The organism is Vibrio sp. 2033 (genome assembly GCF_033339735.1).
On the sequence record NZ_JAWOVC010000001.1, the window covers coordinates 556,787 to 575,522 of the forward strand.

The 18,736-nt window shown below is 44.4% G+C and carries 21 protein-coding genes; 4 read left to right on the plus strand and 17 right to left on the minus strand.

Going from position 1 to position 18,736, the window contains the following annotated elements; genetic code table 11:
• The first annotated feature begins 10 nt into the window (after positions 1–10).
• Positions 11–628: a high frequency lysogenization protein HflD gene (gene hflD / locus R7P74_RS02485; protein ID WP_005378194.1), complete on the plus strand. Its 618-nt coding sequence runs from the start codon at positions 11–13 to the stop codon at positions 626–628.
• Between the two features lie 153 nt (positions 629–781).
• Positions 782–2,152, plus strand: coding sequence for an adenylosuccinate lyase (gene purB / locus R7P74_RS02490; protein ID WP_318122647.1), 1,371 nt, complete (start codon positions 782–784; stop codon positions 2,150–2,152).
• Between the two features lie 133 nt (positions 2,153–2,285).
• Here purB and R7P74_RS02495 read toward each other — a convergent pair whose 3' ends face one another.
• The 9 genes from R7P74_RS02495 to htpX form a co-directional block, all read right to left on the minus strand.
• Complete coding sequence (locus R7P74_RS02495; protein ID WP_017634388.1) at positions 2,286–2,819, minus strand: DUF3833 domain-containing protein; 534 nt, start codon at positions 2,817–2,819, stop codon at positions 2,286–2,288.
• Positions 2,819–3,412, minus strand: a complete 594-nt coding sequence (locus tag R7P74_RS02500; RefSeq protein ID WP_171345317.1) for a chalcone isomerase family protein — start codon at positions 3,410–3,412, stop codon at positions 2,819–2,821. Before R7P74_RS02500 ends, R7P74_RS02495 begins: the two co-directional genes overlap by 1 nt.
• The gene (locus R7P74_RS02505) at positions 3,372–3,884 is read right to left on the minus strand and encodes a DUF2878 domain-containing protein (protein WP_171345316.1); all 513 of its coding nucleotides are present in this window, start codon (positions 3,882–3,884) and stop codon (positions 3,372–3,374) included. Before R7P74_RS02505 ends, R7P74_RS02500 begins: the two co-directional genes overlap by 41 nt.
• 6 nt (positions 3,885–3,890) lie before the next feature.
• Complete coding sequence (locus R7P74_RS02510) at positions 3,891–5,147, minus strand: SAM-dependent methyltransferase (protein ID WP_025766883.1); 1,257 nt, start codon at positions 5,145–5,147, stop codon at positions 3,891–3,893.
• Complete coding sequence (locus tag R7P74_RS02515) at positions 5,141–5,959, minus strand: DUF1365 domain-containing protein (protein WP_005378205.1); 819 nt, start codon at positions 5,957–5,959, stop codon at positions 5,141–5,143. Before R7P74_RS02515 ends, R7P74_RS02510 begins: the two co-directional genes overlap by 7 nt.
• A 1-nt stretch (position 5,960) precedes the next feature.
• On the minus strand, positions 5,961–7,271 hold the full coding sequence (locus R7P74_RS02520) for an NAD(P)/FAD-dependent oxidoreductase (RefSeq protein ID WP_318122650.1): 1,311 nt from the start codon (positions 7,269–7,271) through the stop codon (positions 5,961–5,963).
• A 12-nt stretch (positions 7,272–7,283) separates the two neighbouring features.
• Positions 7,284–8,009, minus strand: coding sequence for an SDR family oxidoreductase (locus R7P74_RS02525; protein WP_318122652.1), 726 nt, complete (start codon positions 8,007–8,009; stop codon positions 7,284–7,286).
• Positions 8,006–8,425, minus strand: a complete 420-nt coding sequence (locus R7P74_RS02530; RefSeq protein ID WP_005378211.1) for a nuclear transport factor 2 family protein — start codon at positions 8,423–8,425, stop codon at positions 8,006–8,008. The genes R7P74_RS02525 and R7P74_RS02530 overlap by 4 nt, the downstream gene beginning before the upstream one ends.
• Positions 8,426–8,635: 210 nt before the next feature.
• The gene (gene htpX, locus R7P74_RS02535; protein WP_005388085.1) at positions 8,636–9,505 is read right to left on the minus strand and encodes a protease HtpX; all 870 of its coding nucleotides are present in this window, start codon (positions 9,503–9,505) and stop codon (positions 8,636–8,638) included.
• Positions 9,506–10,014: 509 nt separating this feature from the next.
• On the opposite strand from htpX, the gene R7P74_RS02540 reads away from it, so the two are divergent.
• Positions 10,015–10,182, plus strand: coding sequence for a hypothetical protein (locus tag R7P74_RS02540; RefSeq protein WP_005378215.1), 168 nt, complete (start codon positions 10,015–10,017; stop codon positions 10,180–10,182).
• Positions 10,183–10,264: 82 nt separating this feature from the next.
• Here the strand turns inward: R7P74_RS02540 and bioD are convergent, their stop codons facing one another.
• From bioD to bioB, 4 genes are read right to left on the minus strand one after another with little or no spacing between them, the layout of a single operon-like run.
• On the minus strand, positions 10,265–10,951 hold the full coding sequence (gene bioD, locus R7P74_RS02545) for a dethiobiotin synthase (protein WP_005378217.1): 687 nt from the start codon (positions 10,949–10,951) through the stop codon (positions 10,265–10,267).
• Complete coding sequence (gene bioC / locus R7P74_RS02550) at positions 10,948–11,769, minus strand: malonyl-ACP O-methyltransferase BioC (protein ID WP_005388087.1); 822 nt, start codon at positions 11,767–11,769, stop codon at positions 10,948–10,950. Before bioC ends, bioD begins: the two co-directional genes overlap by 4 nt.
• The gene (gene bioF, locus R7P74_RS02555; RefSeq protein ID WP_171342739.1) at positions 11,769–12,920 is read right to left on the minus strand and encodes an 8-amino-7-oxononanoate synthase; all 1,152 of its coding nucleotides are present in this window, start codon (positions 12,918–12,920) and stop codon (positions 11,769–11,771) included. The genes bioC and bioF overlap by 1 nt, the downstream gene beginning before the upstream one ends.
• Complete coding sequence (bioB, locus tag R7P74_RS02560) at positions 12,907–13,959, minus strand: biotin synthase BioB (RefSeq protein WP_086369529.1); 1,053 nt, start codon at positions 13,957–13,959, stop codon at positions 12,907–12,909. Before bioB ends, bioF begins: the two co-directional genes overlap by 14 nt.
• Positions 13,960–14,089: 130 nt before the next feature.
• Between bioB and bioA the strand changes: the two genes are divergently transcribed.
• Complete coding sequence (gene bioA / locus R7P74_RS02565; RefSeq protein ID WP_005388097.1) at positions 14,090–15,370, plus strand: adenosylmethionine--8-amino-7-oxononanoate transaminase; 1,281 nt, start codon at positions 14,090–14,092, stop codon at positions 15,368–15,370.
• 69 nt (positions 15,371–15,439) lie between these two features.
• Here the strand turns inward: bioA and R7P74_RS02570 are convergent, their stop codons facing one another.
• The 4 genes from R7P74_RS02570 to serS all read right to left on the minus strand — a co-directional run bounded on the left by R7P74_RS02570 (position 15,440) and on the right by serS (position 18,675).
• Positions 15,440–15,706, minus strand: coding sequence for a DksA/TraR family C4-type zinc finger protein (locus R7P74_RS02570; RefSeq protein ID WP_005437185.1), 267 nt, complete (start codon positions 15,704–15,706; stop codon positions 15,440–15,442).
• A gap of 137 nt (positions 15,707–15,843) precedes the next feature.
• Entirely contained in the window at positions 15,844–16,272 is a 429-nt protein-coding gene (locus tag R7P74_RS02575) for a hypothetical protein (RefSeq protein ID WP_053349537.1), read from the minus strand.
• Positions 16,262–17,164, minus strand: a complete 903-nt coding sequence (locus R7P74_RS02580; protein WP_213970492.1) for an N-acetylmuramidase domain-containing protein — start codon at positions 17,162–17,164, stop codon at positions 16,262–16,264. The genes R7P74_RS02575 and R7P74_RS02580 overlap by 11 nt, the downstream gene beginning before the upstream one ends.
• Before the next feature lie 203 nt (positions 17,165–17,367).
• Entirely contained in the window at positions 17,368–18,675 is a 1,308-nt protein-coding gene (serS, locus tag R7P74_RS02585) for a serine--tRNA ligase (protein ID WP_005378225.1), read from the minus strand.
• Positions 18,676–18,736 lie beyond the last annotated feature (61 nt).

Sequence of the window (18,736 nt, forward strand, 5' to 3'; positions counted from 1 at the left end):
GAGTCGTTACGTGGCGAATACACTTTATGACCGTACTATCGCTTTCGCTGGGATTTGCCAAGCTGTTGCTTTAGTTCAACAGGTAGCGAGAAACGGACATTGTGATCAAGATGCTTTTGAAACATCAATCAACGCTATTTTGAGCACGAACCCTGCTAACACAGTTGGCGTATTCGGTCGCGAAGCCGATCTAAAGCTCGGCCTAGAATGCTTGGTTAAAGGGATTGATAGCACACCATCAGGCAGTGAAATTACTCGTTACATTATTAGTTTAATGGCGTTAGAGCGTAAGTTAAGCTCTCGTAACGATGCTATGTCTCAGCTTGGTGATCGTATTCAAATGGCCAAGCGTCAGTCAGAGCACTTTGAGCTACTAGACGATCAAATGATCAGCAATTTAGCGAGCATCTATCTGGATGTCGTTAGCCCTATTGGCCCACGCATTCAAGTAACAGGCACGCCATCTGTACTGCAGCAGACGGCAAGCCAACACAAAGTTCGTGCGCTGTTGTTATCTGGCATTCGTAGTGCAGTTCTTTGGCGTCAAGTTGGTGGTAAGCGTCGCCACCTAATCTTCGGGCGCAAGAAGATGGTAGAGCAAGCACAAATCCTTCTTGCTCGTCTGTAGTAAAATATCAAATAAGCAGCTCGCGTTTATCGCGAGCTCATTTTTTTCGACTAAAACAAATCTCGCGCAAACGTTTGCGCAATATTCGTGACAATTGCCACAGTTATTGGTATAAAGCTCACGAAATTTAGAAACCCAATTCAGGAGAACATCATGGAACTGTCAGCATTGACTGCTGTTTCACCAGTAGACGGCCGTTACGGAAGCAAGACAATTGCGTTACGCGAAATTTTCAGTGAATACGGTCTACTAAAGTACCGTACTATCGTTGAAATCCGCTGGCTACAAAAGCTTGCTGCTACTGCTGAAATTGCAGAAGTGCCAGCGTTTAGCGCAGAAGCAAACCAATTCCTAGACGACCTTGCTGCAAACTTCTCTGAAGAAGATGCACGCCGTATCAAAGAGATCGAGCGTACAACTAACCACGACGTAAAAGCGGTTGAGTACTTCCTAAAAGAGAAAGTAGCAGACGTTCCTGAACTGCACGCAGTAAACGAGTTCTTCCACTTCGCATGTACTTCTGAAGACATCAACAACACATCACACGCTCTAATGCTTAAAGAAGCTCGTGAGAACGTGATTCTTCCAGAAATCCGTAACCTAATCGACGCTATCAAAACACTAGCAGAGGAATACCGCGACATTCCTCTTCTATCTCGTACACACGGTCAGCCTGCTTCTCCATCTACTATGGGTAAAGAAATGGCAAACGTGGCGTACCGTATGGAGCGTCAATTCAAGCAAATCGAAAACGTTGAGATCCTAGCGAAAATCAACGGTGCAGTAGGTAACTACAATGCACACCTTTCTGCTTACCCAGAGCTAGATTGGCACAAGTTCTCTGAAGAATTCATCACAGAGTCTCTAGGCGTAACTTGGAACCCTTACACAACTCAAATCGAACCGCACGATTACATCGCTGAGCTGTTCGACGCTATCGCTCGTTTCAACACTATCCTGATTGACTTCGACCGTGACGTTTGGGGTTACATTGCACTAGGCCACTTCAAGCAAAAAACTATTGCTGGTGAGATCGGTTCTTCAACAATGCCTCACAAAGTTAACCCAATCGACTTTGAAAACTCAGAAGGTAACCTAGGTCTTGCGAACGCTGTATTCGGCCACCTAGCACAGAAACTGCCTATCTCTCGTTGGCAACGTGACCTAACTGACTCAACGGTTCTACGTAACCTTGGTGTTGGTGTTGGCTACGCTATCATCGCTTACACTTCTACGCTTAAAGGCATCAGCAAGCTAGAAGTAAACCGTGAAGCGCTTCTTGCTGAACTAGACAAGAACTGGGAAGTACTAGCAGAGCCAGTACAAACGGTAATGCGTCGTTACGGCATCGAGAAGCCATACGAGAAGCTAAAAGAGCTAACTCGTGGTAAGCGTGTTGACGGCGAAGCAATGCGTAACTTCATCGACGGTCTTGAGCTTCCTGAGCACGAGAAAGCACGTCTGAAAGAGATGACACCAGCGAACTATATCGGTCAAGCAATCGAGCTGACAGATAAGCTGTAATCCTCCTGTAACGACCAGATACCTAAAAGGTTGACGCGAAAGCGTCAACCTTTTTTAGTTAGGAGAGTTAGGTCGGGAGAAAATAATTTTAGTTATATGGCATGGATTATTAATTGAAGATCAGCCCCATTTGTTATGGCTGCTTTTGGAAGAACAAGGTTATTGTTCCTACTTCCACACCAAACTTTTTTATTTTCGTTAGATTGAAAACGTGTCTGTCATCCTGACGATAAAGCCAATCATCAAAAGCAACCGTCACTGATGAATCCTCCATTTGTAGCTCAAAGTCATATTGCCACTGTAACGCATTGCCCTGCTCTTCCCCTGTTGCTACACCTATAATATCGTCTGCCTTACCTTCATAACGACCGTCTTCTAATCTAGTGATAACCCAAATTCGCTGGTCCACCTCTCCGTCATCAAACACGAAGTCTTCCACCAGCGTCAGCGTATCACCCGCTACAGTACCCACTATATCGACTTCAAAGCGACGCGTTTGCTGTCCGGTATAATCTTGCACCATCCCCCACGCCTTTATGTCGCCTTCGAAATAACCGAATACGTCAAAAGTCGGTGTAGAAGAGCGGTAATTATCAATGTCTGCGGAACATGCCGAAAGAAAAACAGCTGCCACTAAAGTCGCTGATTTAAAAATTCGTTTAAACACTATCTAACCTGCCCTATCAATTGTTTTCGGAGTTTCGGAAATTCTGTGTTGGGTGATAACCATATAGCCAAAAATGCATCGTTCATTCGTTCGTCTTCAATGATACCAACGTTCTTTACTTGCACGTCCCCAACCTGCTTATAAAAAAGCTGACCAGATTTTCCATCTGTTAGATAAGTAAGCTCGTCACCTTTTTGAATATCAGGAAACATACGATCGAGCTCGCTAATCCAATCTTTTCGATATGAGTCAGTAAAACCCAATTTCGCCCACTGCTCATCCGTCACATCAAGCAGCTGTTGCTTACTGATGTCTCTCTTGTAATTAATTTCCAATGCAAGGGGATGTGGCGATACGTCATCGCTTACGATGAACTTTCCATCAGGCGCTTTTAATCTTGAGTGATAAATATCGAAGATGAACCAAGTAAGTTGGGCTTCTCCAACAGTTTTCCACCCCTTCCAATTCGCAATGTTGCTGGCAGCTTCGCTATTTCCAACAGGTTGAGCTTGCAGAGCAAAAGAGCCAGTTACTATTACCAACGCAAGCAACCTAGTCAGTCTCTGAGTTAAAACTCTCTTCAAGCTTTTCATTTCCGTACACCTTGAGTATCAAGAGCATCATGACGCACCATTCGACAAACAACATTGCCAGTGTAGCGCCAGTGCTAAATCCAAATTCAACGGCTTGGAGCTTATAGCCAGCAAAGTAGCTCACTGTTCCTCCGAGTCCGCCTACTATTGATACGTAGGTTTTTGGGAAACGGTACAAAATTGACTTAAGTTGATAGGCATACCAAGAAAACAAAACCCACAAGCATAATAACCAGACTGGCAGCCATGGGGTTGGAAAGACAAAGACCGAGAGTTGTTGATTGAGCGTATCAAGCACGAGCCCGCTCGTGACGATAACACCAATACTTTTGAGCGAAGATGCATCGCTTTTCAGACAATATAGTAGGGTTGCCAAAGTAAGGAATAACGTGACCCATTGCCATTGATAGGTTCCAAGCACCGCTGCAAACCAGCAGAGTTGGAACCATGTCGAAGCAAGAAATACCTTCATAACGAACTACGGGCGTTGAAACGTCATGTGAACTGCACTGATCGTGCGAGCCAAAAAGCCACCTTCACAGTAGCTCAAATAGTAGCGCCACATACGCACAAAGCGGTCGTCGTAGCCAAACGAGCGCACTTCATTCTCTGCTCGATTAAAACGAAGGTGCCATTCGTTCAGCGTCTTGGCGTAGTCCAAACCAATATCGAACAAGTCTCGCGTCACTAAGTCACTGTACTTTGTTGTTGCTTGGGTTAGTGAGGTTACCGACGGTAAAAAACCACCCGGGAAAATGTACTTTTGGATAAAGTCGACGTTGTTACTGTAGTAATCGTAACGCTGATCGGCAATCGTAATCGCTTGAATCGCCATCAAGCCACCAGACTTCAATAAAGACTCACAGACTTTAATGTACGAAGGCAGGAATTGTTTGCCCACAGCTTCAATCATTTCAATAGAAACGAGCTTGTCATAAGTGCCGGTTAGGTTTCGGTAATCTTCTTTGAGTAGAGTGATTTTGTCTTCTAAGCCACGCTCTTTGATTTTTTGCTCCGCGTACGCGTGTTGCTCTTCAGATATCGTTGTTGTGGTGACCTGACAACCGTATTGTTCAGCCATGTAAATCGCCATAGCGCCCCACCCAGTGCCAATTTCAACAACATGATCGGTAGATTTCAGCTCAAGTTGCTGACATAGACGATCCATTTTGTTGATTTGAGCCTGCTCTAGAGAGTCATCCGCATGATTGTAAAGCGCCGACGAGTACAGCATATTGGTGTCAAGGAACGCTTCGTATAGGTTGTTACCCAAGTCGTAATGCGCATGGATATTTTTACGTGAGTTCTCTTCAGAGTTTCTGTTTGACCAATGGCTGAACTTGTACAGTATTTTAGTCAACCAACTGCCTTGCTCTTCGAGTTTATCTAGAGCACGCATGTTAAGGGCCATCAGTTTCATTAATGAGGTTAAATCGGGGCTATCCCACCACCCATCCATATAAGCCTCACCAGCAGCAATACTGCCGCCCTGCAAGATCCGTGAATAAAAGCCTGGATGTTTTACCTCTATAGTAGCGACAACAGGTTGACCACTGTACTCCCCATTTGGCGCACTAAAACGCTCGCTTCGCTCTGTCGTTTCCGTCTTAAAACTTTCAATAACTGTTAAGCAGCCGATTTCCATTTTTTGCAGACATTGAAAAATAACTCCGCGAGCCGCTTTTTGCGTTGTCGTCAATTTACGCGGCAATGTCATAGAACTAGTATTTAACATGCAGAATTCTCCTTGTGCTTTTTATTTTTTTTGTCTGTTTTTTCAGTATCGGCTTCTATTTCTTCATGCGTTGAATATTTAGGATGAGAATAAAAAGGTGCGCCTTTCACCCAAAGTTTTAATGCGTGCCAATAAATACCAACCATTACTTTTACCGTTTGTATTGGTGTAACGATCAAACACCTCAATAAGGTTTTGCTTGAAAGTGGCTTGGCTTTCATAACCATGGTGGCATCAAAGTGTTTCTCTCCTTTGTGACATTCAAGATGAATGTTCAACTTGTCTGTCAAAGGTTTAATTCTCCAGCGGTAGAGTTGGTCAATCGGGTTGAATGGTGAAACATGGAATGCTTTAACTTGTTCCCAACCAAACTTTTCTTCTTCTTTATCTGCTGACACCACGTAGTAATGTCGTTCATTCCAAGGAGTGTTACTCACCTCTGCGAGGAGATACTTCCATTCTCCTTCCGTGTTATAAACGTAGTAGAAATTAACGGGACTGAAATAAAGTCCTAGATAACGCAAGTGACAGACTGCGATTACCTTGCCGGTACAGCGAACACCTGTCAGTTCTTCAATTTTGCTGTGCACTGCCGACTTGACGCTACCTTCACCAATGTAATCACTGCGCTTGAAGCGAGCCCAATGCCACCAACGCGAACCAAAACCCCATACTTTTTTCTCTAAAGCATCGAGCTCGTCTACATCGATGGCGGGCATAAATAAAGAGTAGTTCAACTCATGATTCACCGGCGTGAATCGACGGTGACGAACGTTGCCTATAAACAATCGGCTGTTCATTTGGCTATCCATATCACGCTGCGCCTTTTTCGAAAGGAACCACATTTTGTTCGCGGTACTTTTCTTCTAGTTCTTTCACAACATCAAGCGCGCTACGCACGCCATCTTCATGAAAACCGTTGTACCAATAAGCGCCGCAGAACCAGGTACTTTGTTTACCCTGTATCTCATTTTTGCGCTGCTGCGCTGCAATAGACTCAGTGGTGAATACTGGATGATGATAAGTGAACGAACGCAAGACTTTATTTGAGTTAATTTGCTCAGTACTATTCAACGTTACACAAAACGTGTGTTCTGATTGAATATGCTGAAGAATGTTCATGTTATAAGTTAGCGAAGGGAGGCGTTGCTGTTCCTCCTCACTGCCTTCCAATAGGTAGTTCCATGATGCCCATGCTGCCTTACGTTTTGGTAGTACGGCAGAGTCGGTATGAAGAACAACTTCATTTGCTTGGTATGTCATATCCCCCAAGATTTCCTGCTCAATTGGGCTGATATCCTCTAGCATTCTCATTGCTTGATCACTGTGACAAGCAAAGATAACGTCATCAAACCAATGCGTTTCTCCGCGAACTTGAACGCCAACCCCTTTTTCGTTGCGAACCACTTTTTCGACAGGACTATTAAGACGAATATTCTCGGCAAAGCCTTTGGTCAATGGTGGAATGTATGAACGTGAACCACCTTTAATCACATACCATTGTGGTCGGTTAGTCACATCTAGCAGACCGTGGTTGAGGAAGAAACGTAAGAAGAACATAAGAGGGAATGCGCGCATGTCAGCTAAAGTCGACGACCAAATCGCAGCACCCATCGGTAAAATGTAGTTATCGGTAAAGAAAGCACTGAATTTGTGTTCGTCAAGGAACTCACCTAACGTCTGAGATTGCGAGGATTGCTCGCTAGAGAAGCGCTTGGCAAGTTTATTGAAACGAAGTATCTCGAAGATAAATCGATAAAATTTGGGGTTTGCCCAGTTGCGTTTTTGAGCAAACAATGTCGACACTGTGTGGCCGTTGTACTCTAGTCCGTTCCCATCGTTTCTGACACTGAAGCTCATTTGAGTCGGCAGACCTTCAACGCCAATCTCGCTCATCATTTTAATGAAATTAGGGTACGTACGATCGTTATAGACGATGAACCCGGTGTCTATCGCGTATTCTCTACCATCAAGGATCACATCAACGGTTGCAGTATGGCCACCGATGTAATCGTTCGCTTCAAACAGCGTTACATCATGTTCTTTATGCAAGTAATAACCACAAGTAAGGCCAGAGATTCCCGTTCCCACAATCGCTATCTTGTTTCTTCCTGCTGTTTTCATTTTTATTCCTTCTTATGATACGAGTTTAGCAGTTAGGCGAGCTTGCCAACTGTATGGAAGTAACGAGATAAAACGTAAAATACTGGTAAATCTCGCTGGGAAATAGATATGGGTCTTGTTGGCGGCTAATTGCTTCCTGATAGAGTCCGACGCTTGCTGAGTAGAAATGATCATTGGCATTTCGAAGTCGTTTTTGTCAGTCAACGGCGTTTCAACAAAACCAGGAAACACCGTTACCACATTGATCCCTTTCTTTTTCAAGTCGACGGCGAGCGTGCGTGCAAAATAACTGACTGCCGCTTTGGATGCGCCGTAAGCTTCTGCACGAGGCAGTGCCACTTCTGATGCGATAGAGCCAACAATAACAATGCGGTGCCCTCTCTCTAAATGTACTTGGCAGCCTTCAACGCAGTTGGCAACACCGACAACATTTACGTTCATCATACGCGCCATGAGTTTCGCGTCGACCACTCCCTCATCCATGTACTCACAATCGCCTGCGTTAAAAATCCATGTGTTTGGCGTAAAGGGCAAATTGGAGAGAGCCTGCTGAGTTTCCTCATAATTTGTCACATCAAACTGCAGTGTATGAATTTTGGAAGAAACTGCCTCCAGTTCTGCAAGAACATCTTGATTCCGACCACAAGCAATCACATTCCATTCTGAGTTCGCGTAATCTAGCGCAAGCTGTCTTCCTATTCCGGAGGTGGCGCCTGTGATTAAGATGGTGTTGTTCATTGTCCTAACCTCTGCTTGATGGTTTTAACGACTGAACCAAGTAACGGTAAATGCTCATAGAGCATCTCTCCGAGATCAAAATAGTCCCGGTGATAAATGACCTGACCTTCGCTAAATTTGAGGTGCGAAACACCATTGACGAGAATAGGCGCACCCTTCTGAAGTTTGGGATGCTGAAGGTCCATTGTCCAAGTTAGGAAGCCTGTATCTCCGACTTGTTGATGCTCATGGATTACAAAATCACAACTGATGACGTTGGCATATAATGAGGTGAAATAATCCGAAAGTGCTGGCCATCCTTCTAAACGATGCGCTGCGTCCTCAAATACTACATCTTGGTGATATATATCCTTAAGCAGATGTAAGTTCGCTTTGTTGAGCTTTTGATAGATATTGCCAACAGACTGTATGTCCATTTTTTACTCCTACACGCCCATTAAATTGTACAAAATTATTATATGTACAAGATAGTTCATTCCACCAAAGTTGTACAAAAATAATTTTGTATAACTTTATTTCTGTAAGTAGTACGTGATGAAGTTCGCACGCGATCAATCGGCGAAAAAAAAAGGCTTGGTCAAAACCAAGCCTTTTCAGCAAATTAACAATTATTTAAGTAGACATAGTTAGTATTGCTGGCCTCGCAACGCTGCAATACGTTTATCTAGCGGAGGGTGGCTCATTAGTAGCTCAGTCAGCGACTGCTTGCCGTTGATACCAAATGCCATCATGGTGCCATCCAGTTGAGATTCATGACTCACCTTCAAACGCTCTAGAGCCGCAATCATTTTTTCTTTGCCAACGAGGCGCGCAGCACCTGCGTCCGCGTGGAATTCGCGATGACGGCTGTACCACATAGTCAAGAAGCTAGCTAGGAAACCAAATACCAGTTCAAGCACCATGGATACGCCAAAGTAAACCATCATATTTGTACCTTGGCCTTCTTCATCATCGTTCGATGCCACGATATTGGCAATAAAGCGTGATAGGAAGATAACAAACGTGTTCACGACACCTTGCATCAACGTCATCGTGACCATATCACCATTTGCAATATGGCTCACTTCGTGTGCAAGTACTGCCTCTGCCTCATCACGAGTCATATTGTGTAAAAGACCAGTAGAAACTGCGACAAGAGAGTCATCTCGCTTTGCACCTGTCGCAAATGCATTGATATCTGGTGAATCATAAATAGCCACCGTTGGCATACCAATACCCACTTGTTGAGCTTGACGACCCACAGTTTCGACTAACCAATGCTCCGTTTCGTTGCGCGGGCTTTCAATGACCATACCACCAACCGAGCGTAGTGCCATACCCTTTGACATCATCAACGAAATAAATGCGCCACCAAAACCAAATACAGCAGCCATTACAAGTAAACCTGACAGACTGCCTGGTTGCATTCCAGTTACAGCGTAAACAATATTCAGAACAACACTAAGCACTAGCACGACAGCTAGGTTAGTTGCTAGGAATAACATAATTCGCTTCATTACTTTTCTCCGAGGAAGCTTATCGTTTTTTTAAAACGGATTGTTATAAGGAACAAATGGTAATCGCTATAAAAGCCAATTCCGTTGATTTTCATGTTCCGTGCGTTATAGATATAGTCTATCCGCGATAAAAACAAGGTTAAGCAATAAATTGCAACATTTGTTTTCGGGACTGAAATATTTGATTCAAGCGATTTCAAAACATGCTTTGGTAGGAGCTGGAACCTCCGCTCATATACATTTATCAAAATGATGAAATAAGCTCTGAGCTACCCATCATGTATTGATAGATGATCTTGGTGTTAAATCTATCACCTCTTAGCAACTTAGCTAGAAATTTTTTAATAGACCAAAAACAGTACGTTAGCTCTGCTATAGACTTTGGTCTTATTGTGCGGCCACATGGACATGCTAAATTCGAATGAGATGAACAAAACAGAGTCACTCTAAGTACATTGCAAAAAGTGCATTGGGTGAGCTCAAAAACTCCATGTATTGAGGGAAAAACCATGGTAGAAACTAACGACTATCAAATGGCTATTGATTTACTACGTTGTCACCTAGGCATCTCAGAGGACGAGGCAAAGCAACAACTTGGTATTTCAACCGATCATCATATGTCTCAGCGTGTTGCAGAAACACAACAAGCATTGATGGGGCTCAGCCAAGATAAGTAATCTGACTTTTTAGGTTACACCAACAAGAAAGGGCTGCATTGCGCAGCCCTTTGGGTTTTTTAGTCTTTTATCCTAAACACCATTAGTCAGTGTTTAGCAACGGCTCTACATTAATGTACTTGCCTAGCTCTTTGCGTTTAGCACTTGGAATATATGGAATTTCCCCAAGCTTAGGTGCATCGATACGTGCTTCTAGCATCTCGATAATGTCAGCGTAGTGCTCTGTGCCTGGGTTGACGCGGTTTGCCACCCAGCCAACAAGATTCAAACCATCCGCTTTAATACTCTCCGCTGTGAGTAAAGCGTGGCTCAAACAGCCTAATTTAATGCCAACCACCAGTACAACAGGTAACTGCTCTTCTTTTACCCATGTAGATAAACAGTCCGTATCGGATACTGGCACACGCCAGCCTCCAGCACCTTCAACGAGAACAACATCGGCTTGCTGCTTATGTTGAGCCAGTTTTTGACTCAGAACATCGTAACTTATTTCGACATGTTCATGCTTCGCTGCAATGTGGGGAGAAGCAGGCAACTCTAAAGCGTATGGGTTCACATCATCATAGGCCACATCGAGTGTTGCGGCGTCTTGTAAGTGTAAAGCATCAGAGTTACGCCATCCCGCTTCAGTCTTGTCACTCCCTGCTGCCACTGGCTTATAACCAATAGTGTTTAGTCCTTTTGCTGCGATCGCTTGCAAAATGGCTTTAGACGCTACCGTCTTTCCAACATCAGTATCCGTACCAGCAATAAAAAAAGCATCAATCATAGATGTATTACTCCAAAACAAACCTGATAACTTGCAGGTAGAAGACCTTGATCGTTTTTAAACGCTTGGTACGCATGCTCAACTTTTAACAAAGTCTCGCGACTAGTTAAACCGTGTGAGCGCCCGCTTACGTGATTTGCACCTATACCTTTGAGGTCACGCATAACTGAAAATGCAGAGTCGTACCAAACTGTGATGGTGGTCAAGTCTAGTTGATGGCTGTCACATCGAGATTGCGCTAACGCAATTTTTACCTGATTGAGCGTTAGAAAGTTATTGACGTGTTGATATGCATCAATTTTTTCCCATGATGCACGCAGCTCATACAGTGATCCATCAACCAGTGTAGAGAACCACGCTTTCCCACCATTTTTTAGCACGCGGCGCACTTCTTTTAGTGGGTAACTTAAATCTGTACACCATTGCAGCGCTAAACTTGAAAACACGTAATCGAAGCTATCATCGTCAAATGGTAAGTTTTCAGCATCAGCAACTTGGTAGTGCATTCGTACTGCACCACAACGCTGCTCTGCTTTATCTAACATGGCTTGAGAGATATCGCCGCAGACTACTTCCGCACCGCGTTGTTGAAGTAGTTGGGAGAAATAACCCGTGCCACAACCTAAATCCAATACACGTTTTCCCGTCAAGTTTTCAGGAAGTTTATCAAGCAGCTGATGCCCGACATCACGTTGAAAAGCCGCATGTTTATCGTATGTTTCTGCTGCTTTACCAAACGAAGAGGCAATCGCGTCTTTATCTTGATGGAAACTCTCTAACGCGAGCGTTTGCGCTAATGCGGTAGTTGCATTATCCATTACAGCGCTCCTAATGCTTGCTTCAATGCGATTGAAAGCGTTTTAACTTGTTCATTAGTGTGATTGGCAGTGAGTGTGATTCGAAGACGAGACGTTCCTTTAGGCACCGTCGGAGGGCGAATAGCAGTCACCCAAATACCGTTTTGGCGACAAGCACCTGCTACTCGCAAAGCCAATTCAGATTCACCAATCAAAAAGGGCTTAATCGAAGTTTGAGTCTCAACAAACCCCTCAAGGTCGCTAAGGCTATCTCGATACACTTCACTAAGCTCAGAGAGCTTTTCACGTCGCCAAGACTGCTCTTGAACCATCGAGACTGCATGAGTCAACGCATACGCTTGTGCTGGCGGTATCGCCGTGGAATACACATGGTGACGAGCAAACTGAGTTAAAAAGTCCCCCGTTGCGTGGTCACATAAAATAGCCGCGCCAGACATACCAAACGCTTTACCGAAGGTAATGACCAATAACTCAGGCTTAACCGTTGCCAACTCGCAAGAACCACCACCGGATTGACCGAGAACACCAATTCCATGAGCGTCATCGACAGCAAACCATGCATTGTGGCTATCAACGACAGCAGCGATATCAGCGAGTGGTGCACAGTCACCGTCCATGCTGAATACCCCTTCAGTCACAACTAGATGGTTGCCTTCGCTATTAATCAGCGACTTCAGGTGCTCGATGTCATTGTGCTTGAAACGCTTCATCTTAGCTGGTGACAACATCCCCGCTTCCATCAGTGAAGCATGATTCAAACGATCTTGGATCAATACGTCTGTTTTTTCTAACAAGGTGAACAACAAGGCTTGATTAGCACTGAATCCAGAACCAAACAGAATTGCTCTGTCGTAGCTCAACCATTCAGTTAGTGCGGCTTCTAAATTGCTGTGTGCTGCACTAAAGCCAGTCACCATTGGTGATGCCCCACTGCCACTGCCGTATACGCTTAAACCTTGCTGCCAAGCCCGAACAAGCGCTTGGTCATTGGCCAAGCCCAAATAATCATTACTTGAGAAATTAATGTAGCGTCTGCCTTCGTGTTCCAAAACGGACTGGTTACCGGCAAACACCACATTCATAGAACGATTCAACCCTTGCGTTTTACGCTCAGCAAGGGCGGACTCGATACGAGATTTAAACGCTGGCATCGTAGAAAAGGTCGTCTTTTGTTGGACGAGCAGCAACGCGCTCTACGACGCGATCGAGTAACTCGTTTTCTTCGATTTCATCAGGTTTTTGAGACACCTCTTGGCTGTTAATACCGAGCTTGTTGAACAGCATCATGTCTTTGTCTTCAGAAGGGTTTGGTGTGGTCAGAAGTTTGCAGCCATAGAAAACGGAGTTTGCACCCGCCATAAAACACAGCGCTTGCATTTGTTCGTTCATGTTTTCACGGCCGGCGGATAAACGAACGGCTGATTGAGGCATCATGATTCGTGCAATCGCAATCAGGCGAATGAAATCGAAAGGCTCAACATCATCCACTTCTTCCAGTGGTGTCCCCTTTACCTTCACGAGCATGTTGATTGGAACGCTTTCAGGGTGTACCGGCAAGTTAGCCAATTCAACCAACAAACCTGCTCGGTCGTTAGCACTTTCACCCATGCCGATGATGCCACCGGAACAGATCTTCATGCCAGCATCACGTACGTGAGATAAAGTATCTAAACGGTCTTGGTAAGTACGTGTGGTAATAATGTTGCCGTAGAACTCAGGTGAGGTATCTAGGTTGTGGTTGTAGTAATCCAGACCTGCGGTTGCCAATTGCTTTGCTTGATCTGGTGTCAACATACCTAATGTCATACACGTTTCTAAACCCATGTCCTTCACGCCTTTGATCATGTCGGTCAAATGCGGCATGTCACGCTCTTTTGGATTTTTCCATGCTGCGCCCATACAGAATCGAGTAGAACCAGCATTTTTGGCTTTTTGCGCAGCATCGAGTACGCGTTCTACTTCCATCAGACGCTCTTTCTCGATGTCTGTAGTGTAACGAGCACTCTGAGGACAGTACTTACAATCTTCTGGACAAGCACCTGTCTTAATCGACAGAAGCGTGCTTACTTGAACATGGTTGGTTTGTTGATATTGACGATGTACAAGCTGCGCTTCGAATAGGAGATCCATGAATGGTTTTTCCATGAGATCGCGCACTTCAGCATGCGTCCAGTTATGACGAACTTCCACGTGTATTCCTTTAGTCACTTTTGTTGTTGTGTTGACAGTCTACTGAGTCTCGATAAACTGTCAACACAACGCAAAAGAACAAAGTTTACATCTGTCTGTTTTTTAACCTCAATTATTATTGGAATCGCACATGGATCTCGCCTTCGACCGCCAGCATATCTGGCATCCTTACACTTCGACATTGACACCTCTGACCTGCTACCCAGTGGCATCGGCAAATGGTGTTCATATTAAATTGGAAGACGGTACTGAGCTGGTCGATGGCATGTCTTCTTGGTGGTCGACGATCCATGGCTACAACCATCCGCATTTAAATCAAGCCGCTCACCAGCAAATCGATCAGGTCTCTCACGTGATGTTTGGCGGGATTACCCACCAGCCAGCAATCAGTTTGTGTAAGAAGCTATTGTCCCTTGCACCAAATAACCTTGAACATGTATTCCTTGCCGATTCAGGCTCCGTTGCCGTAGAAGTCAGCTTAAAAATGGCACTGCAATATTGGCATGCAAAAGGCGAACGCCGACCGAAGTTTCTTACTTTGCGACACGGTTATCACGGCGACACCTTTGCGGCTATGTCGGTTACCGATCCTGATAACTCAATGCACTCTCTTTACAAAGGCTTTTTGCCTGAGCATATCTTTGCGGAGTCACCAACTTGTGGTTATTGGGATGAATGGAAGCCAGAGGACCTTACCGACTTCGAGCACAAGATTGAAACGCACCATGAAGAACTTGCTGCGGTGATCCTAGAACCTATTGTTCAAGGCGCAGGCGGCATGCGCATCTACCATCCAGAATTTCTCAAAGGCGTGCGTAGGCTTTGCGACAAATACGGCTTGTTATTGATTGCAGATGAGATCGCTACCGGATTTGGTCGTACCGGTAAGTTGTTTGCCTGCGAACATGCAGACATTCAACCAGACATTCTGTGTGTCGGGAAAGCACTCACTGGCGGCTACATGACCCTCTCTGCGACCCTGGCGAGCAAACACGTAGCAGACACCGTTTGTGGTGGTGATGCAGGCTGTTTTATGCACGGTCCAACCTTTATGGGGAATCCACTCGCCTGTGCTGTTGCCACCGCAAGTTTGGAATTGATTGAGCAAGGTAATTGGCAGCAACAAACCCAACAAATTGAAACGCTGTTTTCTGAGTTACTACCAAAACTTGAAGAATACGAGTTGGTGAAGAACACCCGTTGGCTAGGTGCCATTGGCGTAGTGGAGACGCATCGCCCTGTGAATATGGAAACCATCCAAGCCTTGTTTGTTGAACACGGAGTTTGGATTCGTCCATTTGGCAAACTGATTTATATGATGCCTCCGTTCATCAGCAAGCCGGAAGATATTGAGAAGCTAGTTAACGCGATTGATGCGGCGTTGCAACGTAAAGACTGCTTCGCTTCATAGTCCAATTCAATACGAAAACGGTTTGAGTATGAGACTCAAACCGTCTCATTATTTATTAGAACAGTAAAGTTATCGGAGTTGACTGTCTTTACTCGCTCGTCGATTGAACAATGCTTGGCGTTGAGATACCAATTCGATTGTTGACTGACATTCGATACACAGACGAACGCCTTTCATAGCAAGACGACGAGCTTCCGGAATCTCATCACCACACTCATCGCAGTAATGGGCGCTCTCACCCTTTGTGATACTGCCACGAACACGAGAAATCTCGTCGTCTATTGTGTTTTGAATTTGTTGGCTGACACTATCGTCGTTTGCCCACCCTACGGCCATAAGCCCTCCTCGTTACTTGAATGAGAAAATCTACTTACCGTGGTAAGGTGGACGATTATATCGATTACAAATAACAAGATAATTAGGGTAAATTCGAAAACACTATTACGCTTTGGTAATAATTACTCTGCAATCGATTATTCAACACTCTCATGGAAAAGCAATGCAAGGTTACTCATACTCCCTTCCTCACATTCAAAGTACTGCGTTTGCTCAGGCTCTCTCAAAGTAACACTGAGTATCTTCTCTACCTCACCAAACTCCTCGCTAAAGTACTCACTGACTAATATGACGCGCTCACCAATACTAAATTCCAGTGACTTCTCATCTACCAACGCTCGATGATACTGGTCTAATTTAAAGTCCTTTATAACTAAGGTTCTTTCAATACTGCTCCCCCCTAAATTAAGCTCCGACAGTAGAACCTGACTGTTTATATTTTCTATTGATATTTCTAGACGGTTAGGATGTGAAACATCACACTTAAATAGCGCAGTATTAGTGTGGCTGGAAGCACAAGCAGATGAACTAAAAATAAGTCCAAGCAAAGAAATGTTACGCAGCATTTTTAATCGAAGCATATTTTTTGTAAGCCTTTTCTAATTTGACGTCGTATTGATTTTTCTGATACTCAGAACCATTGTAACCACGAGCAAAGGCAGCCCAATTTTTATCTCTTATATGTTCACCTAAGCCAGACTTTTGGATAAACGTAACAAAAGCCTCAAGTTGTTTCTTCTCCGACTCGAATACAGCTTTAACAAAGGATTCAGCGGTAACATGACCAGCTAACTTGAAATTAAAGCCCATAATTTGGAAACGTCCCCAAGATGCGGAGCGGATTGCTGCATTTGAATTCAGTTCAATCGCTTTATTTAAACGTACGTATTCTGAGACACCACCAACGTACAGACTTCGATTCCAATGCCGACTTGAAATACTCGGATGACTGTTATCGTAGGCTCTTGAAGTGAGTCTCGAAAATATATGAGCCTCAAACAAAATCTTTGGCTTACCATTGCTAAAGTAGGCTTCTCCTCGGCTCTCAACTTCAGCTACAGCTTTAATAGCAGCGACTTCGCATCCAAGAGTTTCAGCTACTTTGCTATAATCCAAGTCCGTCAACGCATCTCTTGAGCCAACCAAGGGTAACGTATATGCCACCGCAGTCTCAGGTGTTCGTTTTAAATACTCATTTAGCTTACGATGGCTTTTTCCATTCACATCTATCCTTCCATCTGGACGAGCCATCCCAACAAGGTTTTTCTGAAAAGCTTTAATTGCGGCGACAGTCTTGGAGTTTTCCGGTCTAGAGCCTAGTTTCCCATCCACTTTAAGCTCCTTTACTCCCTTTAAAGAACCAAGCAATTGGTTAATAGACCTTTGTACCGTACGAATATCAACATCCACATTTTTACCACCCAAGCCAACAGAGCCGCTTATTCTTATTGAAGCCATGAAAGTACCTCCTTTTTAAATTTTGGAGGAGATTGTCATGCCCAATAAAGCTTAGAAAAATATCATTAAGAATTGTTTTCAATAATTTAGGTCAACTATGCAATACCTCATCCAATATTTACATAACAACGTATTTTCACTCGACGCAGATAACAAAAAACCCAGCACTAAGGCTGGGTTTTGGTGTTCTAGTGGTTAATGAATTAACCGATGTGCGTTGCGCCTGCCATGTACTTCTGAAGTACTGTAGGGATTGCAATGCGGCCGTCTGCTTCTTGGTTGTTTTCTAGGATAGCAACCATTGTACGACCTACAGCAAGACCAGAACCGTTTAGCGTGTGTACAAGCTCAGGTTTCTTCTCGCCTTTACGACGGAAACGCGCTTGCATACGACGAGCTTGGAAATCCCACATGTTAGAACATGAGGAGATTTCACGGTAAGTTTCTTGGGCAGGAACCCAAACTTCTAGGTCGTAAGTCTTACGAGCGCCGAAGCCCATGTCACCTGTACATAGAACCACTTTACGGTAAGGAAGCTCTAGAAGTTGTAGAACTTTCTCAGCGTGACCTGTTAGCTCTTCTAGTGCGTTCATTGAATCTTCTGGCTTAGTGATTTGTACTAGTTCAACTTTGTCGAACTGGTGCATACGAATCAGACCACGAGTATCACGACCGTAAGAACCTGCTTCTGAACGGAAACATGGCGTGTGAGCTGTCATCTTAATTGGTAGATCCGCTTCGTCAGAAATCGTGTCACGAACTAGGTTCGTTACAGGTACTTCTGCAGTAGGGATTAGAGACAATTTACGTGGCTCTTCGTCGTTTACTTTTTCCGCTAGAGGCTCTGTGTGGAAAAGGTCTTTACCGAACTTAGGAAGCTGACCAGTACCGAATAGGCTGTCAGAGTTTACTAGGTAAGGTACGTACATTTCTGTGTAGCCGTGCTCTTCAGTGTGAAGATCTAGCATAAACTGAGCGATTGCACGGTGTAGACGAGCGAATTGGCCTTTCATCACGATGAAACGTGCGCCAGTGATCTTAACTGCACTTGCGAAGTCTAGACCGTCGCCCATTTCGCCTAGGTCAACGTGATCTTTCAGTTCGAAGTCGTAAGACTTTGGCTCACCCCAACGAGAGATTTCAACGTTGTCGTTTTCATCTTTGCCATCTGGCACTTCGTCTGCTGGGATGTTTGGTACAGAAAGCGTGAATTCGTCTAGTTGAGCCATTACTTGCTCAAGTTCAACTTTCTTCGCATCAAGATCGCTACCTAGCGTACCGATTTGTTTCTTGATCTCTTCTGCGCCTTCTTTGTCGCCAGCCGCCATTTTTTGGCCGATTTGCTTGGAGATGGAGTTACGCGTGGATTGTAAATTTTCTACTTCTACTTGAATGGACTTACGTTGTTCTTCAAGTTTACGAATAGTATCTACGTCTAGCTTAAAGCCACGACGCGCCAGTTTAGCAGCTGTTTCATCCAGCTCTGTACGAAGTAATTTAGAATCCAGCATTGTTAATCCTATGCTTTTTGTTGTGAAATCACGCGCACTTTCCAAGCGTACGCGTTAAAAA

Coding starts and splice junctions, on each gene's coding strand:
- purB (WP_318122647.1), top strand. CDS start 782: ATGGAACTGTCAGCATTGACTGCTGTTTCACCAGTAGACGGCCGTTAC.
- R7P74_RS02500 (WP_171345317.1), bottom strand. CDS start 3,412: ATGAAAAGCTTGAAGAGAGTTTTAACTCAGAGACTGACTAGGTTGCTT.
- R7P74_RS02505 (WP_171345316.1), bottom strand. CDS start 3,884: ATGAAGGTATTTCTTGCTTCGACATGGTTCCAACTCTGCTGGTTTGCA.
- R7P74_RS02510 (WP_025766883.1), bottom strand. CDS start 5,147: ATGTTAAATACTAGTTCTATGACATTGCCGCGTAAATTGACGACAACG.
- R7P74_RS02515 (WP_005378205.1), bottom strand. CDS start 5,959: ATGGATAGCCAAATGAACAGCCGATTGTTTATAGGCAACGTTCGTCAC.
- R7P74_RS02520 (WP_318122650.1), bottom strand. CDS start 7,271: ATGAAAACAGCAGGAAGAAACAAGATAGCGATTGTGGGAACGGGAATC.
- R7P74_RS02525 (WP_318122652.1), bottom strand. CDS start 8,009: ATGAACAACACCATCTTAATCACAGGCGCCACCTCCGGAATAGGAAGA.
- R7P74_RS02530 (WP_005378211.1), bottom strand. CDS start 8,425: ATGGACATACAGTCTGTTGGCAATATCTATCAAAAGCTCAACAAAGCG.
- htpX (WP_005388085.1), bottom strand. CDS start 9,505: ATGAAGCGAATTATGTTATTCCTAGCAACTAACCTAGCTGTCGTGCTA.
- R7P74_RS02540 (WP_005378215.1), top strand. CDS start 10,015: ATGGTAGAAACTAACGACTATCAAATGGCTATTGATTTACTACGTTGT.
- bioD (WP_005378217.1), bottom strand. CDS start 10,951: ATGATTGATGCTTTTTTTATTGCTGGTACGGATACTGATGTTGGAAAG.
- bioC (WP_005388087.1), bottom strand. CDS start 11,769: ATGGATAATGCAACTACCGCATTAGCGCAAACGCTCGCGTTAGAGAGT.
- bioF (WP_171342739.1), bottom strand. CDS start 12,920: ATGCCAGCGTTTAAATCTCGTATCGAGTCCGCCCTTGCTGAGCGTAAA.
- bioA (WP_005388097.1), top strand. CDS start 14,090: ATGGATCTCGCCTTCGACCGCCAGCATATCTGGCATCCTTACACTTCG.
- R7P74_RS02570 (WP_005437185.1), bottom strand. CDS start 15,706: ATGGCCGTAGGGTGGGCAAACGACGATAGTGTCAGCCAACAAATTCAA.
- R7P74_RS02575 (WP_053349537.1), bottom strand. CDS start 16,272: ATGCTGCGTAACATTTCTTTGCTTGGACTTATTTTTAGTTCATCTGCT.
- R7P74_RS02580 (WP_213970492.1), bottom strand. CDS start 17,164: ATGGCTTCAATAAGAATAAGCGGCTCTGTTGGCTTGGGTGGTAAAAAT.
- serS (WP_005378225.1), bottom strand. CDS start 18,675: ATGCTGGATTCTAAATTACTTCGTACAGAGCTGGATGAAACAGCTGCT.